20 protein-coding genes are annotated in these 23,251 nt (G+C 65.1%); 10 read left to right on the top strand and 10 right to left on the bottom strand.

All coding sequences use genetic code 11. The features are described 5' to 3' along the window. Nucleotides 1–4: 4 nt before the first annotated feature. The 6 genes from GGD65_RS28410 to hpaR form a co-directional block, all read right to left on the bottom strand. Nucleotides 5–3,274, bottom strand: coding sequence for a DUF2126 domain-containing protein (locus tag GGD65_RS28410; protein WP_183237335.1), 3,270 nt, complete (start codon nucleotides 3,272–3,274; stop codon nucleotides 5–7). Between the two features lie 280 nt (nucleotides 3,275–3,554). Continuing rightward, a complete protein-coding gene (locus tag GGD65_RS28405) occupies nucleotides 3,555–4,859 on the bottom strand; it encodes a methyl-accepting chemotaxis protein (protein ID WP_183237334.1) in 1,305 nt (434 codons plus the stop codon). Beyond that, complete coding sequence (locus GGD65_RS28400) at nucleotides 4,837–5,355, bottom strand: PAS domain-containing protein (protein ID WP_049814751.1); 519 nt, start codon at nucleotides 5,353–5,355, stop codon at nucleotides 4,837–4,839. The genes GGD65_RS28405 and GGD65_RS28400 overlap by 23 nt, the downstream gene beginning before the upstream one ends. Nucleotides 5,356–5,585: 230 nt before the next feature. Then, on the bottom strand, nucleotides 5,586–7,109 hold the full coding sequence (locus GGD65_RS28395) for a UxaA family hydrolase (protein WP_092256842.1): 1,524 nt from the start codon (nucleotides 7,107–7,109) through the stop codon (nucleotides 5,586–5,588). Between the two features lie 95 nt (nucleotides 7,110–7,204). After that, a complete protein-coding gene (locus GGD65_RS28390; protein WP_008549964.1) occupies nucleotides 7,205–7,981 on the bottom strand; it encodes an HpcH/HpaI aldolase/citrate lyase family protein in 777 nt (258 codons plus the stop codon). A gap of 387 nt (nucleotides 7,982–8,368) precedes the next feature. After that, nucleotides 8,369–8,887 (bottom strand): homoprotocatechuate degradation operon regulator HpaR, encoded by a 519-nt coding sequence (gene hpaR, locus GGD65_RS28385; protein WP_018315666.1) that lies wholly within the window; start codon nucleotides 8,885–8,887, stop codon nucleotides 8,369–8,371. Between the two features lie 111 nt (nucleotides 8,888–8,998). On the opposite strand from hpaR, the gene hpaH reads away from it, so the two are divergent. The 6 genes from hpaH (at nucleotide 8,999) to GGD65_RS28355 (ending at nucleotide 15,390) form a co-directional block, all read left to right on the top strand. Continuing rightward, entirely contained in the window at nucleotides 8,999–9,805 is an 807-nt protein-coding gene (gene hpaH, locus GGD65_RS28380) for a 2-oxo-hept-4-ene-1,7-dioate hydratase (RefSeq protein WP_183237333.1), read from the top strand. Between the two features lie 31 nt (nucleotides 9,806–9,836). Then, nucleotides 9,837–10,235, top strand: a complete 399-nt coding sequence (locus GGD65_RS28375; RefSeq protein WP_018315664.1) for a 5-carboxymethyl-2-hydroxymuconate Delta-isomerase — start codon at nucleotides 9,837–9,839, stop codon at nucleotides 10,233–10,235. Then, on the top strand, nucleotides 10,228–11,766 hold the full coding sequence (hpaE, locus tag GGD65_RS28370) for a 5-carboxymethyl-2-hydroxymuconate semialdehyde dehydrogenase (protein ID WP_183237332.1): 1,539 nt from the start codon (nucleotides 10,228–10,230) through the stop codon (nucleotides 11,764–11,766). The genes GGD65_RS28375 and hpaE overlap by 8 nt, the downstream gene beginning before the upstream one ends. Nucleotides 11,767–11,889: 123 nt before the next feature. Further along, nucleotides 11,890–12,873, top strand: a complete 984-nt coding sequence (gene hpaD, locus GGD65_RS28365) for a 3,4-dihydroxyphenylacetate 2,3-dioxygenase (protein ID WP_183237331.1) — start codon at nucleotides 11,890–11,892, stop codon at nucleotides 12,871–12,873. Then, on the top strand, nucleotides 12,873–13,742 hold the full coding sequence (locus tag GGD65_RS28360) for a fumarylacetoacetate hydrolase family protein (RefSeq protein WP_092256854.1): 870 nt from the start codon (nucleotides 12,873–12,875) through the stop codon (nucleotides 13,740–13,742). The genes hpaD and GGD65_RS28360 overlap by 1 nt, the downstream gene beginning before the upstream one ends. A 19-nt stretch (nucleotides 13,743–13,761) precedes the next feature. Then, a complete protein-coding gene (locus tag GGD65_RS28355; protein ID WP_179733903.1) occupies nucleotides 13,762–15,390 on the top strand; it encodes a thiamine pyrophosphate-dependent enzyme in 1,629 nt (542 codons plus the stop codon). Between the two features lie 168 nt (nucleotides 15,391–15,558). On the opposite strand, the gene alkB is transcribed toward GGD65_RS28355, so the two are convergent. The 4 genes from alkB to GGD65_RS28335 form a co-directional block, all read right to left on the bottom strand. After that, nucleotides 15,559–16,212 carry a DNA oxidative demethylase AlkB gene (alkB, locus tag GGD65_RS28350; RefSeq protein WP_183237330.1) on the bottom strand — a complete coding sequence of 218 codons (654 nt, stop codon included), beginning with the start codon at nucleotides 16,210–16,212 and terminating at the stop codon, nucleotides 15,559–15,561. Between the two features lie 9 nt (nucleotides 16,213–16,221). Then, a complete protein-coding gene (locus GGD65_RS28345) occupies nucleotides 16,222–16,968 on the bottom strand; it encodes a 2OG-Fe(II) oxygenase (RefSeq protein ID WP_183237329.1) in 747 nt (248 codons plus the stop codon). A 238-nt stretch (nucleotides 16,969–17,206) separates the two neighbouring features. Beyond that, nucleotides 17,207–17,893: a DUF2848 domain-containing protein gene (locus tag GGD65_RS28340; RefSeq protein WP_183237328.1), complete on the bottom strand. Its 687-nt coding sequence runs from the start codon at nucleotides 17,891–17,893 to the stop codon at nucleotides 17,207–17,209. Further along, the gene (locus GGD65_RS28335) at nucleotides 17,886–19,235 is read right to left on the bottom strand and encodes an amidase (RefSeq protein WP_183237327.1); all 1,350 of its coding nucleotides are present in this window, start codon (nucleotides 19,233–19,235) and stop codon (nucleotides 17,886–17,888) included. The genes GGD65_RS28340 and GGD65_RS28335 overlap by 8 nt, the downstream gene beginning before the upstream one ends. A gap of 193 nt (nucleotides 19,236–19,428) precedes the next feature. On the opposite strand from GGD65_RS28335, the gene GGD65_RS28330 reads away from it, so the two are divergent. The 4 genes from GGD65_RS28330 (at nucleotide 19,429) to GGD65_RS28315 (ending at nucleotide 23,232) form a co-directional block, all read left to right on the top strand. Further along, nucleotides 19,429–19,842 (top strand): Zn-ribbon domain-containing OB-fold protein, encoded by a 414-nt coding sequence (locus GGD65_RS28330; protein WP_038957112.1) that lies wholly within the window; start codon nucleotides 19,429–19,431, stop codon nucleotides 19,840–19,842. 3 nt (nucleotides 19,843–19,845) lie between these two features. Further along, entirely contained in the window at nucleotides 19,846–20,985 is a 1,140-nt protein-coding gene (locus GGD65_RS28325; protein ID WP_183237326.1) for a thiolase C-terminal domain-containing protein, read from the top strand. Nucleotides 20,986–21,088: 103 nt separating this feature from the next. Beyond that, on the top strand, nucleotides 21,089–22,003 hold the full coding sequence (locus tag GGD65_RS28320) for an SDR family oxidoreductase (protein ID WP_018315654.1): 915 nt from the start codon (nucleotides 21,089–21,091) through the stop codon (nucleotides 22,001–22,003). Between the two features lie 116 nt (nucleotides 22,004–22,119). Beyond that, nucleotides 22,120–23,232 carry an SMP-30/gluconolactonase/LRE family protein gene (locus GGD65_RS28315; RefSeq protein WP_183237325.1) on the top strand — a complete coding sequence of 371 codons (1,113 nt, stop codon included), beginning with the start codon at nucleotides 22,120–22,122 and terminating at the stop codon, nucleotides 23,230–23,232. Nucleotides 23,233–23,251: the final 19 nt, after the last annotated feature.

Here is a 23,251-nt window from a genome sequence, read left to right as displayed (position 1 = left end):
ATACTCATTGCAGGAGCGGGATCCGCAAGTCGAGGGTCAGCGGAAACTCATTTGTGCGTTCCTCGGGCGGTGGCTGGACCGGCCCCGGCGTATGGCCGTGGTCCTGGAAGCGCGCCAGCCGCCGCGCCTCGGCCTCATAGGTGTTGACCGGCTTGGTGTCGTAGCTGCGGCCGCCGGGATGGGCGACGTGGTAAACGCAGCCGCCGAGGGAGCGGCCATTCCAGGTATCAATGAGATCAAAGGTCAGGGGCGCATGGACCGGGATGGTCGGGTGCAGGCCGGAGGCCGGCTGCCAGGCCTTGAAGCGGACGCCGGCCACGGCCTCGGCCGAGCGGCCGGTCGCGGTCATCGGCAGGCGGCGGCCGTTGCAGGTGACGATGTGGCGGCCCTCGACAAAACCCTCCGCCTTGACCTGAAGCCGCTCGACCGATGAATCGACATAGCGCACGGTGCCGCCGGCCGAGCCCTCCTCGCCCAGCACGTGCCAGGGCTCCAGCGCCTGGCGCAGCTCCAGCGTCACGCCGCCATGATGGACGCGGCCGAAGGCGGGGAAGCGGAATTCGAGCTGGGCCAGATACCATTCCGGCTCGAACGGATAGCCTGATTGCTTCAGCTCAGTGAGAACGTCGAGAAAATCCTCCCAGATGAAATGCGGCAGCATGAAGCGGTCGTGCAGCGCCGTGCCCCAGCGCACGAACTTGCCGGCCTGCGGCTCGCGCCAGAACTTTGCGATCAACGCGCGGATCAAGAGCTGCTGCGCCAGCGACATGCGCGGATCGGGCGGCATTTCGAGCGCGCGGAATTCGACGAGGCCGAGCCGGCCGGTCGAGCCCTCCGGGGAATAGAGCTTGTCGATGCAGATCTCGGCGCGGTGGGTATTGCCGGTGATGTCGACGAGCAGATGCCGGAACAGCCGGTCGACCAGCCACAGCGGCGTCTGGTAGCCCGGCGGCGGCACGTGCGAGAGCGCGATTTCGAGCTCGTAGATGCTGTCGTGGCGGGCTTCGTCGATGCGCGGCGCCTGGCTGGTCGGGCCGATGAACAGGCCGGAGAAGAAATAGGACAGCGACGGATGCCGCTGCCAGTACAAGACCAGACTCTTGAGCAGGTCGGGCCGGCGCAGGAACGGCGAGTCCTGCGGCGAGGAGCCGCCTACCACGACGTGGTTGCCGCCGCCGGTGCCGGTGTGGCGGCCGTCGACCAGGAAGCGGTTGGCGCCGAGGCGAACTTTCCCCGCGTCCTCATAGAGGCCGGCGGTGATGTCGACCGCCTCGCGCCAGCTCTTCGCCGGCTGGATGTTGATCTCGATGACACCGGGATCCGGCGTCACCTTGATGACCTCGATGCGCGGATCGAACGGCGGCGGATAGCCCTCGACATGGACGGGGAGCTGCATCTCCTCGGCCGTGGCTTCGAGCGCCGCGATCAGCTCGAGATAGTCTTCGATGCGCTCGACCGGCGGCATGAAGGCGCAGAGCACGCCATCGCGGATCTCGACCGACATCGCGGTGCGGACCGGGACCGACGTGTTGAGCTGCTCCGGCGCGATCCGCGGCGGCGACTGCGGGCGCGCCGCAAGCGTGAACACCGGGAGCTTGCCCCGCGGCTCCATCGGGTCCTGCTCGACGATGTACGGATATTGGTTCGGCGGGACGTGGCCCAGCGAGCCGATCGGCAAGCGCAGGCCGAGCGGGGAATCGCCGGGCATCAGGAACAGGTGATTGCGCCGGAGAGCCCAACGCTCGCTGCGCCAGCGCGGCGGCGCGTTCCAGCGCTGCACCGGCAGCACGAAGCCGCGCGGCGTGTTGAGGCCCTCGTCGAACACGCGCGCCATCCGCGCGCGCGCTTCCGGATCGGACAATTTGGAGTCGGAGGGATCGACGTTGACGGGGAGCTCGGCTTCCTTCTGGAGCCAGTAGGCGGTGTCCTCGTAAGCCGGGATGATGTAGCCGGGATCGAGCCCGAGCCGCGCCACCGTGCCCTCCATGAAGGCCTCGGCATCCTTCGTCTCGGCGCGCCGCGGATTCCCGATCCTGGAGATGAGGTCGGCATTTTTCCAGATCGGCACCCCGTCCTTGCGCCAGTACAGGCCAAACGCCCAGCGCGGCAGGCTCTCGCCCGGATACCATTTGCCCTGGCCATAATGCAGCAGGCCGCCGGACGCGAAGCGCGTGCGCAGGCGGCGGATCAAATCGTCGCCCAGCGCGCGCTTGGTCGGGCCGACGGCCTCCGTATTCCACTCCGCAGCTTCGAGATCGTCGACCGAGACGAAGGTGGGCTCGCCGCCCATGGTGAGCCGCACGTCCTGCGCGGCGAGATCGCCGTCGACCTGCTCGCCGAGATCGTTGAGCCGCGCCCAGGATTCGTGGGAGAACGGCTTGGTGATGCGCGGCGCCTCGCGGATGCGGCGGACGCTCATATCGAAGGCGAACTCGACCTCGGCAAAGCCGGCGCTGCCGGAAATCGGCGCAGCCGAGCGATAATGCGGCGTGGCGGCGACCGGGATGTGGCCCTCGCCCGCGAGCATGCCGGAGGTCGCATCGAAACCGATCCAGCCGGCGCCGGGCAGATAAACCTCGGCCCAGGCGTGCAGGTCGGTGAAGTCGTTCTCCACTTCCGGCGGTCCCTCGATCGGATCGATGTCGGGACGGATCTGGATGAGGTAGCCGGAGACGAAACGTGCGGCGAGGCCGAGATGACGGAAGGTCTGGATCAGGAGCCAGGCGGAGTCGCGGCATGACCCGGCACCCGACGCGAGCGTCTCCTCCGGCGTTTGCACGCCGGGTTCCATGCGGATGATGTAGCGGATCTTCTTCTGCAGCTCGCGATTGAGCTCAACCAGGAAGTTGACCGTGTTCGGAGCGTCCTGCGGGATCGTATCGAGATATTTCGCAAACAGGCGATCGGGCTTGATGGTCTCCAGATAAGGCGCCAGTTCGGTCTTCAGGCCGTTCGGATAGTCGAACGGAAAACTGTCGGCATAGGGTTCGACAAAGAAGTCGAACGGGTTGACCACGGTCATCTGCGCCGTGAAGTCGACCTCGATCTTCAATTCGGTCGTCTTCTCCGGGAAGACGTAGCGGGCGAGCCAGTTGCCCTGCGGATCCTGCTGCCAGTTCACGAAATGGTTGGATGGCGTGACCTTGAGCGAATAGCTCATGATCGGCGTGCGCGTATGCGGCGCCGGCCGCAGGCGGATGGTCTGCGGGCCGACATCGATCGGGCGATCGTATTTGTAGTGCGTGACGTGGTGTAATGCGACGTAGATCGACACGGGGTGCGATGCTCCAGCAGCTTTTTTGAGCAGAACACCTGAGGTGGACGCGATCAAGCACTAACAACGGGCAGCGAGTGCCTAGGAAGTATCCCGGTCACACCGAGGGCCGAATAGAGCGCCACAAGCGCAGTCTCGTAGGGTGGGCAAAGGCGCGCGCTTGCGCGCCGTGCCCACGGCTTCCGTTGCGTGGGCACGGCGCAAGTGCGCCTTTGCCCACCCTACGATTCCGAGCCAACCGATAAAGCTCACCCGCGGCCATCGCGCCATGTGCGCAGCCCTACGCCGCCGACGTCAGCCGCTGCAGGAACTGCGTCACTTCGCGCCTGAGTGTCTCGACTTCGCCGTGGACGCGTTCGGAGGCGCTGTTGACGCGGGCAGCGACGCGGCCGGTGTCGGCGGCGGCTTCGCTGATGCCTGACACGTTGGAGGACACCTGCGAGGTGCCGACTGATGCTTCCTGGACGTTGCGGGCGATCTCGCGGGTCGCGGAGCCCTGCTGCTCGATCGAGGCAGCGATGCTGGCGGTGATGCCGTCGATCTCCGCGATGGTCTGCGCGATCGCCTCGACGGCCGCGACCGAATTGGTGGTCGATTGCTGCATCTCGCCGACCTTGGCGCTGATCTCCTCGGTCGCCTTGGCGGTCTGGTTGGCGAGGCTCTTGACCTCGGAGGCCACGACGGCGAAGCCGCGGCCGGCCTCGCCTGCCCGCGCCGCCTCGATCGTGGCGTTGAGCGCCAGCAGGTTGGTCTGCTCGGCAATTTCGCTGATCAGCTTGACGACGTCGCCGATCCGCAGCGCCGCATCCGCGAGGCTACGAATCTCGCTGCCGGCACGATTGGCTTCGTCGACGGCGCGGCCGGTGCTCGTGGTCGAGCCGGCCACCTGGCGGCTGATCTCTGCGATCGAGGATGCGAGCTGTTCCGCGGCGCTCGCCACCGTCGCAACGTTGCTCGAGGCCTGATCGGACGCACTGCGCATGCCGGAGGTCTGGCGGTTCGTCGTCTCCGCCGCCGCCGCCATCTGGCCGGCATCGGCTTCGAGGTCGGTCGCGGCGCTCATCAGGCTGCCCGCAACTTCGTCGAGATGCGTGCCGAACTGCTTTGCAAGGCCGGCGATCTCGACCACGCGGCGGCCGAGGCCGTCGGTGCCGGCATTGATGACGGTTGCCGAGCGGCGGAACGAGCCGGGCAATCCGCGCGCGAGGATCTTGCGGAAATACTTGCCGCGGCTGGCATAGTCCATCGATGCCGAAGCCTCGCGCACGAAGGCATCTGTGATGTCGAGCATGTCGTTGACCGACTTCTGGATGGCGCCGATCCGCCCGGCCTGGCGCTCGCTCAGGATCCGCGCTTCGAGATCGCCGCGCGCCGCCTTTCGGCAGACATCGGCGACCTCATCGACTGCCACCGCCGTGCGGTGCTGACACCAGACGGCGTAGCCGAGCAGCAGGATCGCCGCGCCGAGCGGCGCTGCGCCGACAATTCCGGTCCAGCCGAGCAGCGAGGCGACGAACGCGATGCTGGCGAGAAGGCACGCGACTGCGGTCGCTCCCTGCGCCTTAGAGAGAGAGCACAAATTCATCGTAACCGACACCGTTTTGCTTGAGCAGACCGACCATCATTTCGAAGCTCGCACGCATGCCGTCCTTGGCATTGGCGTGGCGCGCCTCTTCCGCGCAGAGCGCTTTGTAGATCGGCTTGATGCGCTCGACCGGCGCCGGATCGGGCCTGCGTCGATTGGAATGATAGCCGATGATGTTGCCGTGATCGTCGAGCGTCGGGGTGACATGGGCGAACACCCAATAATGGCTGCCATCTCCCGCGAGATTGACGACGTAGGCGAAGATTTCCTGCTTGGCCTGGAGCGTATCCCACAACAGCTTGAAGACGCAGCGTGGCATATCGGGATGGCGGATCAGGCTGTGGGGCGCGCCCATCAGCTGCTTCCAGGGGTATTTCGCCATGCGGAGAAAGACGTCATTGGCGTAGGTGATGCGGCCTTTGAGATCGGTCTTCGATACAATCAGCTCCTCCTCACCGAGGAGATTTTCCACCCCAGTAGGACGTATCGCTTGCATCGGTTCGATCCTCAAAAGGCCGGCCCCACCACGCTGTGGAACGCATCATCCGCCTGTCTAGGACAACATTGTTAATCAGGTGTAAGCCGCAGATCCCCGGCGAGAGGAGCGTGCCTCCGTATCATTACGTAGCGAACGATCGGTGCATTTCGCGCGACCACACGCGCTGCCCATCGCCCGCGCGTTACCCCCAATGACACGCAATTGCATCTATGCTGCGCGACGCGCGATTACATCGTCGCGCCGAGCACCCAGGGCGCGAACTCGGCGCCGCCAAAATCGAAGCTCTCGCTCTTGGTCGGCTGGCCGGAGGCGGTCTTCAGAATGAGCTCGAAGATGCGCTGGCCGCATTGCTCGACGCTCTCCTCGCCTTCGAGGATGGTGCCGCAATTGACGTCCATGTCCTCTTCCATGCGCTTGTACATGGGCGTGTTGGTGGCGAGCTTGATCGAGGGCGCCGGCTTGCAGCCGAACACGCTGCCACGTCCCGTGGTGAAGCAGACGAGATTGGCACCGCCCGCGACCTGCCCGGTTGCCGCAACAGGGTCGTAGCCGGGCGTGTCCATGAAGACGAAACCCTTCTTGGTGATGGGCTCGGCGTAACGCAGTACCTCGACGAGATTGGTGGTGCCGGCCTTCGCCATCGCGCCGAGCGATTTTTCAAGAATGGTGGTGAGGCCGCCGGCCTTGTTGCCGGGGCTCGGATTGGCGTTCATCTCGGCGCCTTCGCGCTCCGTGTATTCGTCCCACCAGCGCATCAGGTCGACCAGCTTCTCGCCGACCTCGCGGCTGACGGCGCGGCGCGTCAAGAGATGCTCGGCGCCGTAGGTCTCCGGCGTCTCCGACAGGATCACGGTGCCGCCGTGACGCACGATGAGATCGCTGGCCGCACCGAGCGCGGGATTGGCGGACACGCCGGAATAGCCGTCGGAGCCGCCGCATTGCAGGGCGACAGTCAGCTCGCTCGCCGGCACCGTCTCGCGCTTGACCTTGTTGGCGTCAGCCAGCGCCTCGCGCACGAAGGCGATTCCTGCCTCCACGGTCTTGCGGGTGCCGCCGACCTCCTGGATGTCCATCGCGCGCAGGCGTCCAGCGAGCTTCTGCTCCTCCATCAGGCCGCCAATCTGGTTCACCTCGCAGCCGAGGCCGAGCACGATGACGTGGGAGAAATTGACGTGGCGCGCATAGCCGCCGAGCGTGCGGCGGAGCAGCGCCAAGGGCTCGTTCTGCGTCATGCCGCAGCCGGTTTTGTGGGTCAGCGCGACCACGCCGTCGACATTGGGGAAATCGGCCAGCGGATTGTCGCCGGTGAAGGGATTCTTCTTGAAGACGTCGGCGACGAGGCTTGCGACATGGGCACTGCAATTCACCGAGGTGAGGATGCCGATATAGTTGCGCGTGGCGACGCGGCCGTCCGGACGGCGGATGCCCTCGAAGGTCGCCGGCAGGTCGAAATTCGGCGTCGGCTTGACGTCGGCGCAATAGGCATAGTCTTTTGAGAAGTCGCCCATGCCGATATTCTGCACGTGCACGTGCTGGCCCGGCGCGATCGGAATGGTCGCGAAGCCGATGATCTGGCCGTAGCGGATGACAGGCTCGCCCACAGCGATCGGCTTGATCGCGACCTTGTGGCCGGAGGGAATGCGCTCGACCGTGGTCACGCCGTCAGCAACGACAGTGCCGGGCGGCAGGCTGGCGCGCGCGATCAGCACGCCATCATCGGGATGCAGGCGGATGACGGGGCTGATGGTCATGGCAGGTCTCCTTGAGCGAATAGTGAGTAGCGGGTGGCGAATGGAAAAAGGGGAGCAGCACTATTCGCTACCCCCCATGCGCCATTCGCGAGGTCTTAGGCCTTCCCGCCCGAATCCTTGCGGGTGGCATTGACCTGCATCTTGGCGTAGGTCGTCATCAGGCCGACCTCGTTCGAGAGCGTCACCAGCTTGAAGCCCATGTTGATGGCGCGCGCTGCGCCTTCGGCGCCGCTGCAATGGATGCCCGGGTTGAGGCCGCGCTTGCCGCATTCCTTGATGATCTTCTCGTAGATCGCGAGGATCTCGGGCTCGCTGCGGTCGAGCTTGGGCTCGAGGCCGTAGGAGAAGCCGAGGTCGGACGGGCCGATATAGACGCCGTCGATACCTTCGACGTCGAGGATCGCTTCCATGTTCTCGACCGCGGTCTTGGTCTCCATCATCGGCAGCAGGATGGTGTCGGCATTCGCGGTCTTCTGATACGAGCCCGCGGTGCCGTACATGCCGGCGCGGATCGGGCCGTTGGAGCGCACGCCCTGCGGCGGATATTTGGAATAGGAGACCAGGTTCCTGGCTTCCTGCGGCGTGTTGACCATCGGGCAGATCACGCCATAGGCGCCGCCGTCGAGCACCTTGCCGATGATGCCGGGCTCGTTCCAGGGCACGCGGACCATCGGGGTCACGGGGTGCTTGTCCATGGCCTGGAAGCACTGCACCATCGACAGATAGTCCTGCACGCCATGCTGCATGTCGACGGTGACGCTGTCGAAGCCGCATTGCGCGATCATCTCGGCCGAGAAGCCTGAGGGTATAGCGAGCCACGCGTTGACCACGGCCTTGCCCGACTTCCAGATTTCCTTGACCTTGTTCGCCACGTTGCCTTCCTTCTTTGTTGTTTGAACCTTCGTCACCATGACGAGCGCCGCGACAGCACGACCCGCTGTTAGCGCGAACCGGAGCGCCGCGCTACGCTCGCAATGACGCAACGCCTATGCGCTCGCGCGCTGGATACCGACTTCGCTGACACTGACCTCGCGGGCGGCGCCCACTATTGCCGCCTGGGGTGTCATCCGGCAAGGGATCGGGCCGCTCTGTCACGATTTTCCGCCCCGGATCGCCCGGAATCGGCGCCCCCCGATCCCCCGCATCGGCTCGGCGGCGTGCATGGGCAGTTTAGCCCCTGGCATCGACACGGCCAGCGTCGCCCACCTTCGAATCGACGTCAAACCATCGCCGACGCCCAGGTTCCGGCCATCACGTGCTCACTCCTCGGCACTTGCCTCCTCGCTTGCGCCAAGCTCTGCAAGACTCTGTTCGAGCGCGCCGAGCATCTCCTGCAATTCGGCGAGCTTGCGTGCGCCGAACCGTCGCGTGATCTCGGCATAGATCGCTTCCGACGTCGGCGCCACCGAGGCCATCAGCTTCACGCCCTCTTTCGAGATCGAGACCATGCTGCGGCGCTGGTCCGCCTTCGCCGTCTTTCGTTCGATCAGATTGCGCGCCTCGAGATCGCGCAGGATGCGCGACAGGCTCGGGCCGAGCAGGAACGCCGTGCGCGCGAGTTCCGTGACCTCGACCGTTTCGATCGCCGCCAGTGCACGCAGGATGCGCCATTGCTGCTCGGTCAAGCCGTGCTCGCGCAGCGAGGGACGAAACTGCCGCATCACCGCTTCGCGGGCTCGCAACAGCGACATCGGCAGAGAGCGGGAGAAATCGCGCATCGGCACCTGCCGTGCGGCAGGCGCGCTTCCGTTGGCTGGATCAGCCGGTCTCTTCACCATGATGCCCTTTCAAACCGCAAAACGTTTGCAGTGCAGCAAGCCGAAATTGTGTTTGACGCATTCACTTAACATGTTAAGTATCTCCCGGCACCTCAGTTTGTAAGATCACAAATGGCGCTTTCCAACGACGATATCCAAGCTTGCGCACGGCGTCTGCATCAGGCGGAGAAGACCCGCGTGCAGATCCGGCAGCTGTCGCAGGATTTCCCCGGCATCACCATCACCGATGCCTACGCGATTCAGAAAGCCTGGGTCGACGTCAAGATCGCCGAGGGCCGCATCGTCAAGGGCCACAAGATCGGCCTGACCTCGAAGGCGATGCAGAACGCGCTCAATATCGACGAGCCCGATTCCGGCGTGCTGCTCGACGACATGTTCTTCGCCGATGGCGGGATCGTTCCGACCGAGCGCTTCATCGCCACGCGCGTCGAGGCCGAGCTCGCCTTCGTCATGAGCAAGCGGCTCGCAGGGCCGGACTGCACGCTGTTCGACGTCCTCAACGCCACCGACTTCGTGGTGCCGGCATTGGAGATTCTGGATACGCGGATCGAGCGCGTCGATCCCCAGACCAAAGCGACGCGAAAGATTTTCGACACCGTCGCCGACAATGCGGCGAATGCCGGCATCGTGCTCGGCGGGCGGCCGATCCGCCCGCTCGACGCAGACCTGCGCTGGATCGGCTCGCTGTGCTTTCGAAACGGCCAGCTCGAAGAGACCGGCCTTGCCGCCGGCGTGCTCAATCATCCGGCGACCGCCGTCGCCTGGCTCGCCAACAAGATCGCGCCGCTCGGCCTTGCGCTGGAGCCTGGACAGGTCGTGCTTGCCGGCTCCTTCATCCGCCCGATCGAGACCCGCAAGGGCGACACAATTCAAGCCGATTATGGCGCCTACGGATCGGTCAGCTGCTACTTCGCTTAAGGCGCATAAGAATACAGGGAGTGAAACCGCGATGCCGCATTTCACGATTGAATATTCGGCCAATCTCGATGGCCGCCTCGATATCGCGGCGGTGTGCGAGATCGTGCGCAAAGCGGCGGTCGAGACCGGCATCTTCCCGCTCGGTGGCATCCGCGTCCGCGCCATCAGGTGCGAGCACTATGCGATCGCCGATGACAGGCAAGACTATGGCTTTCTCGACATGGTGCTGCGCATCGGCGAAGGCCGCGACCTTCCCACGCGCCAGAAAGCCGGCGAGCACGTCTTCCAAGCACTCTCCCGCCATCTCGATCCCGTCTTCGCTGCCAGCAAATTCGCTTTGTCGTTCGACATGCAGATCAACGACAAGGACACCAGCTGGAAGCGCAACAACATCCACGACGCCCTGAAAGTGGAAGCCGCCCATGGATAAGCCCAGCCCGAAAGCCGATGTATTCCAGGCCAACCGCGACCGCGCCGCACCGCTGCTGAAGAAGCTGCGTGCCGACGGCATCGGTCACATGATCGACGGCAAGACCGTTGCCTCGATTTCCGGCGAGACGTTCGAGACGAAGTCACCGGTCGACGGCACAACGCTCGCAAGCGTCGCGCGCGGCACTGCCGAGGACATCGACCGCGCCGCAACGGCCGCTTCGCTTGCCTTCAAGTCCTGGCGCGACATGGGCCCGGCGATGCGGAAGAAGCTGCTGCATCGCGTGGCCGACGCGATCGAGGACAACGCCGACGACATCGCGGTGCTCGAATGCATCGACACCGGCCAGGCCTATCGCTTCATGGCCAAGGCCGCGATCCGCGCCGCCGAGAATTTCCGCTTCTTCGCCGACAAATGCGCCGAGGCGCGCGACGGCCTCAACACGCCGAGCGACGAGCACTGGAATATCTCGACGCGCGTGCCGATCGGCCCGGTCGGTGTGATCACGCCGTGGAATACGCCGTTCATGCTCTCGACCTGGAAGATCGCCCCTGCCCTCGCTGCCGGCTGCACCGTCGTGCACAAGCCGGCCGAATGGTCGCCGGTCACTGCGGACATGCTCAGCAAGCTCGTCAAGCAGGCCGGCGTTCCCGACGGCGTGCTCAACACAGTCCACGGCTTCGGTGAGGAGGCCGGCAAGGCGCTGACCGAGCATCCCGCGATCAAGGCGATCGGCTTCGTCGGCGAGAGCGCGACGGGCTCGGCGATCATGGTGCAGGGTGCGCCGACCTTGAAGCGCGTGCATTTCGAGCTCGGCGGCAAGAACCCCGTGATCGTGTTCGACGATGCCGATCTCGACCGCGCGCTCGATGCCGTCGTGTTCATGATCTACTCGCTCAACGGCGAACGCTGCACGTCATCGAGCCGCCTCCTGGTTCAGGCCGGCATTGCCGACAAGTTCACGGAGAAGCTCACCGCGCGCGTGAAGGCCCTGAAGGTCGGCCATCCCCTCGATCCCGCCACCGAGATCGGCCCGCTGATCCACGAACGGCATCTGGCAAAAGTGTGCTCCTATTTCGACGTCGCGCGCCAGGACGGGGCTGTGATCGCCGTCGGCGGCAAGGCCCATGACGGCCCGGGCGGCGGACATTATGTCGAGCCTACCTTGGTCACCGGCGCACACGGCAAGATGCGCGTGGCGCAGGAGGAGGTGTTCGGCCCGTTCCTCACGGTGCTGCCCTTCAAGGACGAAGCCGAAGCCATCGAGATCGCCAACGACATCCGCTATGGCCTGACCGGCTATGTCTGGACCAACGATGTCGGCCGCGCACTACGTGTCGCCGACGCGCTGGAGGCCGGCATGATCTGGCTCAACTCGGAAAATGTCCGCCATTTGCCGACGCCGTTCGGCGGCATGAAAGCCTCCGGCATCGGCCGCGACGGCGGCGATTACTCGTTCGATTTCTACATGGAAACCAAGCATGTCTCGCTGGCGCGGGGCACGCACAAGATTCAGAAACTGGGAATTTAACGCTTCGTCGTTCCGGAGCGCGAAGCGAATCCGGAACCTCGAGATTCTCAGGTGCGCAATTGCGCGCCATAGTTCGGCTCTTCGAGCCGCCCGGAATGACGACCGAGCCGAGGGGAAACGCAAATGCCCGTACCGCAACACATCTTCGAGCCGCCGTTCAACATCATCCGCTCCAGCCACGTCGTGCTTGACGTCACCGACTTGAAGCTGAGCCGCGAGTTCTACGAGACCATCGTCGGCCTGCATGTCGAGGACGCCGACGACAAGGTCGTGTACTTGCGCGCCGCGGAGGAGCATCAGCATCACTCCCTGGTGCTGCGGAAAGCAGCAGTCCCGGCGTGCGCGCGCCTCGGCTTCAAGGTCGGCAACGACGGGGATCTCGACAAGGCCGCCGCTTTCCTCTCCGAGAACGGCCTCGCCTACGCCTTCGTCGACCAGCCGTTCCAGGGCCGGACCCTGCAGTTCACCGACCCCTTCGGCTTCCAGATCGAGCTCTATGCGTCGATGGATCGCCGGCCGCATCTGCTGCGCCGCTATGATCTCTACCGGGGCTGCCACCCGCAGCGGCTCGACCATTTCAACGTCTTCGCCGCCGAGGTGCAGGACACCGTGGAGTTCTACGCCCGGCTCGGCTTCCGCCTCACTGAATATGCCGAGGAGGATGGACCGAACGGCCGCATCGCCGCGGCCTGGATGCATCGCAAGGGCAATGTCCACGACTTCGCCATCACCAACGGCAAGGGCCCTCGCCTGCACCATTTCGCCTACTGGACGCCGACGGCGATGAACATCATCCATCTCTGCGACGTCATGGCGTCCCAAGGCTTTGTGAAGAACATCGAGCGCGGCCCCGGACGGCACGGCATCTCCAACGCATTCTTCCTCTATGTGCGCGATCCCGACGGACACCGGCTCGAGCTCTACACCAGCGACTATTTCACCGGGGATCACGACCACGAGCCGCTGCGCTGGTCGCTGCGCGATCCGCGCCGCCAGACGCTGTGGGGCGCACCCGCCCCGCGTTCCTGGTTCGAGCAGGGCTCGCCGTTTAGCGGCCAAGCCTTGCGCGAGCCAAAATTCGTGGCCGACGTGCTGGTGGCGGATTGATGAAACTCCCTCGCCTCGCCACCTATTCCGTCAAGGGTGATGTCAGCTACGGTGCCGTCCTCGAGGGCGGCATCGTCGACCTCTCCGCGCGCTATGCAAAACACTATCCGACGCTGCGCGAGGTGATCGCGGCCGGCAAGCTCGTGAGCCTTGCCGAGGAAGCCGCCGGTCGCACGCCCGATCAACCGATCGCCGATATCACCTGGCTGCCGCCAGTGCCCGCGCCGGAGAAGATCATCTGCATCGGCGTCAACTATCCCGACCGTAACGCCGAATACAAGGACGGTCAGGACGCGCCGAAATATCCGAGCATGTTCATGCGCTCGCCCCGCTCCTTCGTCGGCCACGACACGCCGCTGGTGCGCCCGCGTGCGTCCGCACAGCTCGACTATGAGGGCGAGATCGTGCTGGTGATCGGCAAGCAAGGCCGCCACATCCCGGAAAGCAGCGCGCTCGATCACATCGCGGCGCTCACGCTGTGCAACGAAGGCTCGGTGCGCGACTGGCTGCGCCACGCCAAGTTCAACGTCACGCAAGGCAAGAACTTTGATTCCAGCGGCAGCCTCGGCCCATGGCTCGTGCCCTACGTCCAGGAATCGCAGATCGCCGATGTCAGGCTCACCACGCATGTCAACGGCGAGCTCAGGCAGGACGATCGCACCAGCCGGCTGATGTTCTCCTTCCGCTATCTCATCAACTATATCTCCACCTTCGCAACGCTCGTCCCCGGCGATATCATCGTCACGGGCACGCCGACCGGCGCTGGTGCCCGGTTCGATCCGCCGCGTTACCTGAAGCCCGGCGACGTCATCGAGGTCACGGCCGAAGGCATCGGCAGCTTGCGCAACGGTGTCGTCGACGAAGCCTGAACAAGATTGGAATGATGCAATGACCACCCTCACCGGCGGCGAAGCGATCGTAAGCGGCCTGGTCGCCCATGGCGTCGACACCGTGTTCGGCCTGCCGGGCGCGCAGGTCTACGGCCTGTTCGACGCCTTCCATCAGGCCCAGCTCAAGGTGATCGGCGCGCGGCACGAGCAGGCCTGCGGCTACATGGCATTCGGCTATGCGCGCTCCAGCGGCAAGCCCGGCGTGTTCAGCGTGGTGCCCGGCCCCGGCGTGCTCAATGCGAGCGCCGCACTGCTCACCGCGTTCGGCTGCAACGAGCCGGTGCTGTGCGTCACCGGCCAGGTGCCGACGCAGTTTTTGGGCAAGGGCCGCGGCCATCTGCACGAGATGCCGGACCAGCTCGCGACCTTGCGCACCTATGTGAAATGGGCCGACCGGATCGAATATCCCGGCAATGCGCCGACGGTCGTCGCGCGCGCCTTCCAGGAGATGATGTCGGGACGGCGTGGCCCGGCCTCGGTCGAGATGCCCTGGGACGTCTTCACCCAGCGCGCGGACACCGCCGCTTCCCGGGTGCTGGAGCCGCTGCCCGCACCGCAGCCCGATCCGGATCTCGCCAAGCAGGCCGCCGCGTTGATCAAGGCCAGCAAGGCACCGATGATTTTTGTCGGCAGCGGCGCGATCGAGGCAGGCGAGGAGATCCTCGAGCTCGCCGAGATGATCGATGCGCCTGTGGTCGCCTTCCGCAGCGGCCGCGGCATCGTCTCCAATGCGCATGAGCTGGGCCTCACAATGGCCGCGGCCTACAAGCTGTGGCCGACAACCGATGTGATGATCGCAATCGGCACCCGCGCAGAGCTGCCGGCATCCGGCTTCCGCTGGCCCTATCAGCCGAAGGGGCTGAAATCGGTTCGGATCGACATCGACCCGACCGAGATGCGCCGGGTCGTCGTCGATGCCGCCATCGTCGCCGATGCCAAGGCCGGAACGGCCGATCTCGTCGCGGCCGTGAAGAAAGCCGGCTTTACGCGGACCCGTGGCCGGCGGGAGGACATCCGCGAGGCGACCGCGGCCGCGCAAGCCGAGATCCAGCGCATCCAGCCGCAGATGGCGTATCTCAACATCCTGCGCGAGGTGCTGCCGGCGAACGCGATCGTCACCGATGAACTATCGCAGGTCGGCTTTGCCTCCTGGTACGGCTTTCCGATCTACCAGCCGCGCACCTTCATCACGTCAGGCTATCAGGGCACGCTCGGCTCGGGCTTCCCGACCGCGTTAGGTGCCAAGGTCGCCAACCCCGACAAGCCGGTGGTGGCGATCACCGGCGACGGCGGCTTCATGTTCGGCGTGCAGGAGCTTTCCACCGCCGTGCAGTTCAACATCGGCGTGGTGACGCTGGTGTTCAACAACAACGCCTATGGCAACGTTCGCCGCGACCAGCGCGAACGTTTCGACGGCCGCGTGGTGGCGTCCGACCTCGTCAATCCGGATTTCGTCAAGCTCGCGGAGTCCTTTGGCGTTGCGGCTGCGCGTGTCACGGCGCCGGATCAGTTCAAGGCCGTGCTGGAAAAGGCGCTCGCGCATAGCGGGCCGTATCTGATTTCGGTGGAAGTGACGCGCGATTCGGAGGTCAGCCCCTGGGCGTTCATTCACCCGCCGAAGCCTTAGTCGGAGCATCGTCGTTCCAGGGTTCTTCCCTTCTTCCCTTGTGGGAGAAGGTGGATCGCTGACGCGAAGCGGCAGCGAGACGGATGAGGGGTCTGTCTTGGCGGATAAAGACCCCTCATCCGCCTTCCCTTCGGGAAGGCACCTTCTCCCACAAGGGGAGAAGGAAGGTCACCGCGTCCTGCGAAACGTCAGATTGATCCGCTTGCGCCCGAGCAGCGCATGCTCAGCTTCCGCGAGCGGCGCGACGCCGTGATAGGCAAGCCGGCTAGGTCCGCCCCAGACCACGACATCGCCATGCACCAGGCGGAAGCGGCGCGACTTGTCGGCGCGCGCCAGGCCGCCGAACAGGAAGGTCGCGGGCAATCCGAGCGAGACCGAGACGATCGGCGCCGAATAATCCAGCTCGTCCTTGTCCTGATGTAGCGACAGCCGCGTGCCGGGCTCGTAGCGGTTGACGAGGCAGGCATCGGGCGCGAAGTTTTGGAAGCCGCCCTGCTCCGCGGCGTGGCGGGCGAGATCGCGGAGCACCGGCGGCATTTCGGGCCATGGCGCACCGGTGCGCGGATCGATGGGGTCGTAGCGATAGCCGGTGTGATCGGTGATCCAGCCACGCTCGCCGCAATTGGTCATCGCCACCGACATCAGATGACCACCGGGCGTGGTCATGCGACGGAACGGCGACTGCGCCACGATCGCGCGCACGGCGGCGATCAGCTCGGTCTCGATCGGCTTGACGAAGCCGCGCAGCAGCACGGCACCATCGGCGATCTCCTCGCGCGACGGCTGCGCCTCGGCAACGCTGTCGAACAGATCAGCCGTCAATCGCAGCACTCATTTGGCATCGTGGAAAATTACACCCAACGTGTGGCGCTGGCCGGACCTGATGCGGCTGACGCCATGGCGCAGATTAACGCGGTAAGTGCCGCGTGTCCCCTGCACCGGGCGGTGATGCACAGCGAAGGCGACGGCGTCGCCCCGCGCGAGTGGAACCACCTCGGCGCGGGACTGCATGCGCGGCCGTTGCTCGGTCAGCACGAATTCGCCGCCGGTGAAGTCGCGGCCCGGCTCGGAGAGCAGGATCGCGACCTGGAGCGGGAACACGTGCTCGCCATAGAGGTCCTGGTGCAGGCAATTGTAGTCGCCGGCCTCATATTGCAGCAGCAGCGGCGTCGGCCGCGCCTGCCCCGCCTCGTGGCAGCGTTTCAGGAACGCCGCATGCGCGGCGGGATAGCGAATGTCGATCCCCATCGCCTCGTTCCAGCGATTGGCGACGCCTTGCAGATGCGTGTAGAGCGCCGGGCGCAGCTGCGCGATCAGATCGGGCAGCGGATAGGAGAAATATTTGTACTCGCCGCGGCCGAAGCCGTGGCGGCCCATGACGATGCGGCTGCGAAACTGCGTGTCGTCGGGGTAGAGCGCGGCAACGGCGCGGCACTGGTCCGGCGTCAACAGGCCCTTCAGGACGGCGCAGCCCTGGGCCTCCAGTTCGGCCGTGATCTGAGGCCAGTCGAGGGCGTCGACGTGGGCGGTGAGATCGGGAGCGGATCGTTGGTCTGATTTTCGTGCGGTCATTGTCATAACAATCACCTTCGCAGCCGGACGTTCACCCCGCCACCCGATTTCCGACGACTGTCTCCCCGTCATTGCAAGGGAAGAGCGACAGCGGAAATCAAGCAGACCAGTTTCGTAGGGTGGGCAAAGGCGCCCTTGCGCCGTGCCCACGTCTTCGCAAGACGTGGGCACGCTTCCGCCGTCGCTCTTCGAGCTATGGCGGACAAGTCGCTTTGCCCACCCTACGGGACCATCGCTTGTGGAGCTAGCCCCTCACCGGCAACGTCGCCACGTCATAGCCATGCTTGATCGTCCGCTTCAGCACGGGGTCTTCCAGCTCGAAATCGAAGCGCTCCGCCGGGCGGATGCCGCCCTTGGCTGCAAACGTGCCGCCGAACATGGCGCAACCGTCGGGGAATTTTCCTCCTTCGAAGCCGCGTGCGATCAGGTCGTTCACCGGCAGCATCGCGTCCAGCGTGCCCTCCTGGTAGAGCACGCGCTCGCCCTTGATCGTGGCGTAGGAGCGCAGGATCATCTTGTCCCAATGGCCGATGACGTCTTCGAGCTCCCACAGCGTGGAGGCGATCGGCTTGTCGCACATCTGCTTGGACACGGTGACGTTGTAGGCCTCGACCTTGCGGTCGGTGTGGTCGGAGCCGCAGCCGACGAAGATGCGGCCCTGCCAGCCGATCAGCACGAACTCGACCTCGCCGGAGGAATCCCCGCCGGTGCATTCGATGCTGTCTTCCTGGGTCAGCCGCCGCGCCGAGGCACGGTAGTAGATCGGCGTCGAGGCCGGCGGGGCGATGCCCATCTCCTTCAGCTCGGCGATGTGTTTGTCGCGCGCAACGGGGTCGCGGCCGGTCCAGCCGGCGATGACCATTTGGTCGATCGCGAGCGTCAGCGGCGTGGTGGTGTCCTGGGCATCAACGGTGAAAGTCAGGTCAAACACGAATGACGGCCTCCATGCCGGCAGCAAGTTCGAAAATACGATGGTCCGTTCCGCCCGCGCCCGCCAGCATCAGGCCGACCGGGACGTCGCCCTGGCGATGCGCCGGCAGCGAGATGGCGCAGCCGTCGATCATGTTGATCAGGCTGCAGTTGCGCAGTGCGCGGATGTTCTCGCGCGTGAACGCCTTGTCATCGGCAAGGTCGGCGATCTTCGGCGGTGTGTTGGGCGTGGTCGGTAGCACCAGCGCATCATAGGGCGCAATGCGCGCGTTGACGCGGGCGATCAGCGAGCGACGCTCGTTGAGGAGATCGATGTAGTCGGCCGCGCTCTGCGCCTCGCCGCGCATGATGCGGACAGAGACACGGGGATCATAAACATCGCCCTTGGAGGTGATGAGATAGCGGTGCCAGGCGTAGCTCTCGGACGCGGCAAAGCCGCCCTTGGCGTTCATCGGGCCGATGTCATGAAACTCCGCCATCTCGATGCGCTCGATGATGGCGCCGTGATCGGAAAGCGTTTTCAGGGCGCGTTCGAACGTCTCGGCCACTTCGGCGTCGAGGTCGTCGAGCGCGATCGTGGTCGGCACCGCCAGTCGCATGCCCTGGATCGGACGCGGCTTCAGCGGGGCGATCGGCTCGTTCGCGAGCACGGCGTCGAGTATGGCACAGCAACTGACCGATCGTGCCAGCGGCCCGATGCTGTCGAGCGAGAACGACAGCGGCACCGAGCCATCGAGCGGCACGCGCCGCTGCGTCGGCTTGTAGCCGACGATGCCGTTGAAGGCGGCCGGAATCCGGCAGGAGCCGCCGGTGTCGGTGCCGAGCGCGCCGTGTGCCATGCCGTCGAGCACGGACACCGCCGCGCCCGCGGAGGAGCCGCCCGGCACGTGGCCTTCGGCCCTGTTCCAGGCCCCCTTCGGCGTGCCGTAATGCGGATTGATGCCGATGCCGGAATAGGCGAACTCGGTCATGTTGGTGCGCCCGATCACGACGAAGCCGGCCCTGCGCAGCCGCGCCACCGTCGCCGCATCCTGCTCGGCCGGCGGCGAATCGTCGAGCGCGCGCGACCCGGCGCGCGTCACCTGGCCCTTGATGTCGAACAGATCCTTGATCGAGATCGGGATGCCGGCATAGCGCGATGGCGCCGCCTTGGCCTTGCGCAAGCCGTCCATCGCGTCGGCCGCGGCGAGCGCGGCGTCTTTGTCGACATAGAGGAAAGTGCGCTGGCCCTCCCCGGCGGGATCGGCGATCCTGGCGATGCAGGCTTCGACCAGCTTGCGGGCGGTGGTGCGGCCGCTTTCGAGGTCTTCGGCGAGCTTCGCCAGCGTCGGAAATTCGGGCATGTCTGTCTCACGGAATATTGTCGCGCGCAATCTATAGCGCTGGCTCAGTTCGACACAAGCATTGTGCGCATGATGGCATGCATGCGTATTGCTGGACCGTTGACGCACCATGGTCGATTGTCGCATCAAGCTCGAAACGGGCGGGCGTGAAAGCCTGCCTATCAAGATTTGCTTTCTGGGAGGGCGTTCCCACATGGCCGAACCGCAACGGGCGCGACCGAAACCGACGCCGGAGACCCAGCATTTCTGGGACGGCACGAAGGCGGGCGAATTGCGCCTGCAGCGCTGCGACGCCTGCGCGCATGTCTACTTCCCGCCGCGCCCGTTCTGCCCGTCCTGCGCCTCGCGCAAGGTCAGCATCTTCAAGGCGAGCGGCAAAGGCTTCCTCTACAGCTACGTGATCAACCACCGCCCAGCCGCGCCCGGCTTCACGCCGCCTTATGCGATCGCGGTGGTGGAGCTTGCCGAGGGACCGCGGATGATGAGCAACATCATCGACTGTCCGCAGACGCCCGAGGCGCTCGAGCTCGACATGAAGCTCGAGGTCGCCTTCCAGGCACTCGACGACAAGATCACCCTCCCCGTGTTTCGTCCGGCGAAGGGGTAGACCATGCGCAGAAACCAGGTTGCCATCGTCGGCGCGGCCGAGACCACCGAGCTTGGCGTCATCCCGAACGCCTCGCAGCTCCAGCTGCACGCGGATGCGGCGCTCAACGCCATCGCCGATGCCGGACTGAAGCTCTCCGACATCGACGGCTTTGCCACCGCGGTCGAGACGCCGCAGCAGGTCTGCCACTATCTCGGCATCAAGCCGACCTGGGTGGACGGCACCTCGGTCGGCGGCTGCTCCTTCATGCTGCACGTTCGGCATGCCGCGGCGGCGATCGAGGCGGGCCTGTGCAAGACCGTGCTGATCACGCACGCCGAGAGCGGCAAGTCGATGATCGGCAAGGCGCCGCGCTCGATCCCCGCCGACAGCCTGCAAGGCCAGTTCGAGGCGCCCTACGGCGTCTACGGTCCGCCCAGCATGTTTCCGATCCCCGTGCTGCGCTTCATGAAGACCTACGGCATCACGCATGAGCAGCTCGCCGCCGTCGCGGTGGTGCAGCGGGAATGGGCGGCGAAGAATCCGCGCGCGATGATGAAGGATCCGATCACGGTCGCCGACGTGCTCAATTCGCGCATGATCGCCTATCCGTTCCGCCTGCTGCAATGCTGCCTCGTCACCGACGGCGGCGGCGCGCTGATCCTGACCTCGGCCGATCGCGCCAGGGATTTTCCGCGCAAGCCCGTCTACATCATGGGCACCGGCGAGAGCGTGGAGACGCCGATGGTCAGCCAGATGGAGACCTTCAACTCCTCGCGCGCGTTCAAGACCGCAGGCCCCCTCGCGTTCAAGGAAGCCGGCATCGCCCACAAGGACGTCGACCACCTCATGATCTACGATGCGTTCGCGCATCTGCCGCTGTTCGGCCTCGGCGACCTCGGCTTCATGCCGCATGAGGAGACCGGCAAGTTCATTGCCGACGGCAACACTCGGCCCGGCGGGAAGCTGCCGCTCAACACCAATGGCGGCGGATTGAGCTACATGCATTCGGGCATGTACGGCATGTACGCGCTGCAGGAGAGCGTGCGCCAGATGCGCGGCATCGCGCCGGCGCAGGTGCCGAACGCGAAGATTTCGGTGTGCCACGGCGTCGGCGGCATGTTCGCGGCAAGTGGCACGATCGTGTTTACGAACGAGAGGTAAGGCACCGTCATTCCGGGCGCGCGCAGCGCGACCCGGAATCTCGAGATTCCGGGTCTGGTGCTTCGCACCATCCCGGAATGACGGGCACAACAGGAGGCATCCCATGACTAAATCACTGCAGGACAAGGTCATCATCGTCACCGGCGCTGGCCGCGGCATCGGTCGCGAGATCGCGCTGCTTTGTGCGGCGGAAGGCGCCAAGGTCGTGGTCAACGATCCCGGTGGAGCCTCGGATGGCGCCGGTTCGAACGCGGCGCCCGCCGAGGAGGTGGTCGAGGAGATCAAGAAGCGCGGCGGCACCGCGGTTGCCAATTTCGAGTCGGTCGCCGAAGCCATCCCCGCCAGCAAGATCGTGAAGACCGCGACCGATCATTTCGGCCGGCTCGACGGCGTCGTCAACAATGCCGGCATCTTGCGCGACATGATCTTCCACAAGATGAGCGTGGAGGCGTTCGAGGCCGTCATCAAGGTGCATCTGATGGGCTCGTTCTACGTCAGCCACGCCGCCGCGCGAATCTTCCGCGAGCAGGAGTCGGGCTCCTTCGTGCACTTCACCTCGACCTCCGGCCTGATCGGCAATTTCGGCCAGGCCAACTACGCCGCCGCCAAGCTCGGCATCGTCGGCCTCTCCAAATCCATCGCGCTCGACATGGGCCGTTTCAATGTCCGCTCCAACTGCGTCTCGCCGTTCGCCTGGACGCGCATGATCGGCACCATTCCGACCGAGACTGAGGCCGAGAAGGCGCGGGTCGAGAAGATCAAGCAGATGGGTCCGGAGAAAATCGCCCCGCTCTGCGGCTATCTGATCTCCGATGCCGCCAAGGACGTCACCGGGCAGATCTTTGGCGTGCGCATGAACGAGATATTCCTGTTCAGCCAGAACCGTCCGATCCGCTCGGTGCAGCGGAGCGAAGGCTGGACGCCGCAGTCGATCGCGGAACATGGCATGCCGGCGCTGAAGGGCTCGTTCTACGAGCTGGACCGCTCCGCCGACATCTTCACCTGGGATCCCGTCTAGCCGCATTTCCGGCATCCCTGCCCTGCGATCTCCGGTTGTCTCGGCCGGAGATCGCCCCGGTTTACGCCCGATTGCGGGCGAATGGTGTCCTCCCAACGAAACTTTGGGAGGAAACCATGACAAGAACACTGACCAACTCCGACGACACCTCTGTAACGGGCGGCCTCGGCCGCCGCACGCTGCTCAAAGGCACGGCGGCTCTCGCCGCATCCACTGTCCTCGCCTCGCGAGCCGACGCCCGCGACTTCGGCGCCAATGCCGAGCCGCAGCGCTATCCCGACCCCGACATCATCGCCATCGACCCCAAGCGCTTCAAGGCCAAGGTCGGCAACACCGCGATCAAGCGGCTCTACACCGGTTGCCTGTGGGCGGAGGGGCCGGCGTGGAATGCGCAGGGACAATATCTAGTCTGGAGCGATATCCCCGCCAACCGGCAGCTGCGCTACCTCGACGACGATGGCCACATCTCCGAGCAGTTCCACAAGCCGTCGAACGAGGCCAATGGCAATTCGTTCGACACAGAGGGACGCCAGCTCAGCGCCGAGCGCACGCGCCTCATCCGCTATGAGCACGACGGCTCGGTGACGGCGCTGGCCGAGCAGGCCGGTGGCAAGCCGCTTAACGGCCCCAACGACATGGTGGTGCATCCCAACGACAAGTCGATCTGGTTCACCGATCCCGGCTACGGCGCGATCAGCATCTACGAGGGCAAGCTGGCCAATACCGGTTCGCTGCAGCCGCACCAGAAGGAAGCCGTCTATCGCATAGATGCCCAGACCGGACAGGTGGCCAAGGTCGCGGACGAGCCGTTCAAGCCGAACGGCATCGCCTTCAGCCACGACTACAAGAAGCTCTATGTCTGCGACACCGGCATCACGCATTACCCTGAGGCCAAGAACGTGGTGTGGTCCTACGACATCGACGGCGCCAAACTGTCGAACCCGAAGAAGCTGATCGACATGACGCTCGACGGCAAGTCGGGCTTCCCCGACGGATTACGCGTCGACACCGAGGGCAACATCTGGGTCGGCGCCGGCTGGGTCGGTCCCGGCTATGACGGCGTGCAGGTGTTCGCGCCGAACGACGGCGCGCGCATCGGACAGATCCTGCTGCCCGAGACCTGCGCCAATGTCTGCTTCGGCGGCAAGAAGCGCAACCGCCTGTTCATGACCGCGAGCCAGTCGCTGTACGCGGTCTATGTGGAGACGCAGGGCGCGCATTTCTGTTGAGATAGGCGAATGGTGGGTG

It is taken from the genome of Bradyrhizobium sp. CIR18, from assembly GCF_014198295.1.
In the GTDB taxonomy this organism is placed as follows: domain Bacteria; phylum Pseudomonadota; class Alphaproteobacteria; order Rhizobiales; family Xanthobacteraceae; genus Bradyrhizobium.
The sequence above is the reverse complement of the archived record's forward strand: the minus strand, read 5'-3'. Positions and strand labels throughout refer to the sequence as shown.

Excerpts from the sequence above, each read along its gene's own strand:
- GGD65_RS28325 (WP_183237326.1), top strand. The coding sequence starts at position 19,846 with ATGCGCAGAAACCAGGTTGCCATCGTCGGCGCGGCCGAGACCACCGAG.
- hpaR (WP_018315666.1), bottom strand. The coding sequence starts at position 8,887 with ATGGTGAAGAGACCGGCTGATCCAGCCAACGGAAGCGCGCCTGCCGCA.
- GGD65_RS28355 (WP_179733903.1), top strand. The coding sequence starts at position 13,762 with ATGACCACCCTCACCGGCGGCGAAGCGATCGTAAGCGGCCTGGTCGCC.
- GGD65_RS28345 (WP_183237329.1), bottom strand. The coding sequence starts at position 16,968 with ATGACAATGACCGCACGAAAATCAGACCAACGATCCGCTCCCGATCTC.
- hpaH (WP_183237333.1), top strand. The coding sequence starts at position 8,999 with ATGGCGCTTTCCAACGACGATATCCAAGCTTGCGCACGGCGTCTGCAT.
- GGD65_RS28330 (WP_038957112.1), top strand. The coding sequence starts at position 19,429 with ATGGCCGAACCGCAACGGGCGCGACCGAAACCGACGCCGGAGACCCAG.
- GGD65_RS28395 (WP_092256842.1), bottom strand. The coding sequence starts at position 7,109 with ATGACCATCAGCCCCGTCATCCGCCTGCATCCCGATGATGGCGTGCTG.
- hpaD (WP_183237331.1), top strand. The coding sequence starts at position 11,890 with ATGCCCGTACCGCAACACATCTTCGAGCCGCCGTTCAACATCATCCGC.
- GGD65_RS28335 (WP_183237327.1), bottom strand. The coding sequence starts at position 19,235 with ATGCCCGAATTTCCGACGCTGGCGAAGCTCGCCGAAGACCTCGAAAGC.
- GGD65_RS28400 (WP_049814751.1), bottom strand. The coding sequence starts at position 5,355 with ATGCAAGCGATACGTCCTACTGGGGTGGAAAATCTCCTCGGTGAGGAG.
- GGD65_RS28360 (WP_092256854.1), top strand. The coding sequence starts at position 12,873 with ATGAAACTCCCTCGCCTCGCCACCTATTCCGTCAAGGGTGATGTCAGC.
- GGD65_RS28320 (WP_018315654.1), top strand. The coding sequence starts at position 21,089 with ATGACTAAATCACTGCAGGACAAGGTCATCATCGTCACCGGCGCTGGC.
- GGD65_RS28315 (WP_183237325.1), top strand. The coding sequence starts at position 22,120 with ATGACAAGAACACTGACCAACTCCGACGACACCTCTGTAACGGGCGGC.
- GGD65_RS28375 (WP_018315664.1), top strand. The coding sequence starts at position 9,837 with ATGCCGCATTTCACGATTGAATATTCGGCCAATCTCGATGGCCGCCTC.
- GGD65_RS28405 (WP_183237334.1), bottom strand. The coding sequence starts at position 4,859 with ATGAATTTGTGCTCTCTCTCTAAGGCGCAGGGAGCGACCGCAGTCGCG.
- hpaE (WP_183237332.1), top strand. The coding sequence starts at position 10,228 with ATGGATAAGCCCAGCCCGAAAGCCGATGTATTCCAGGCCAACCGCGAC.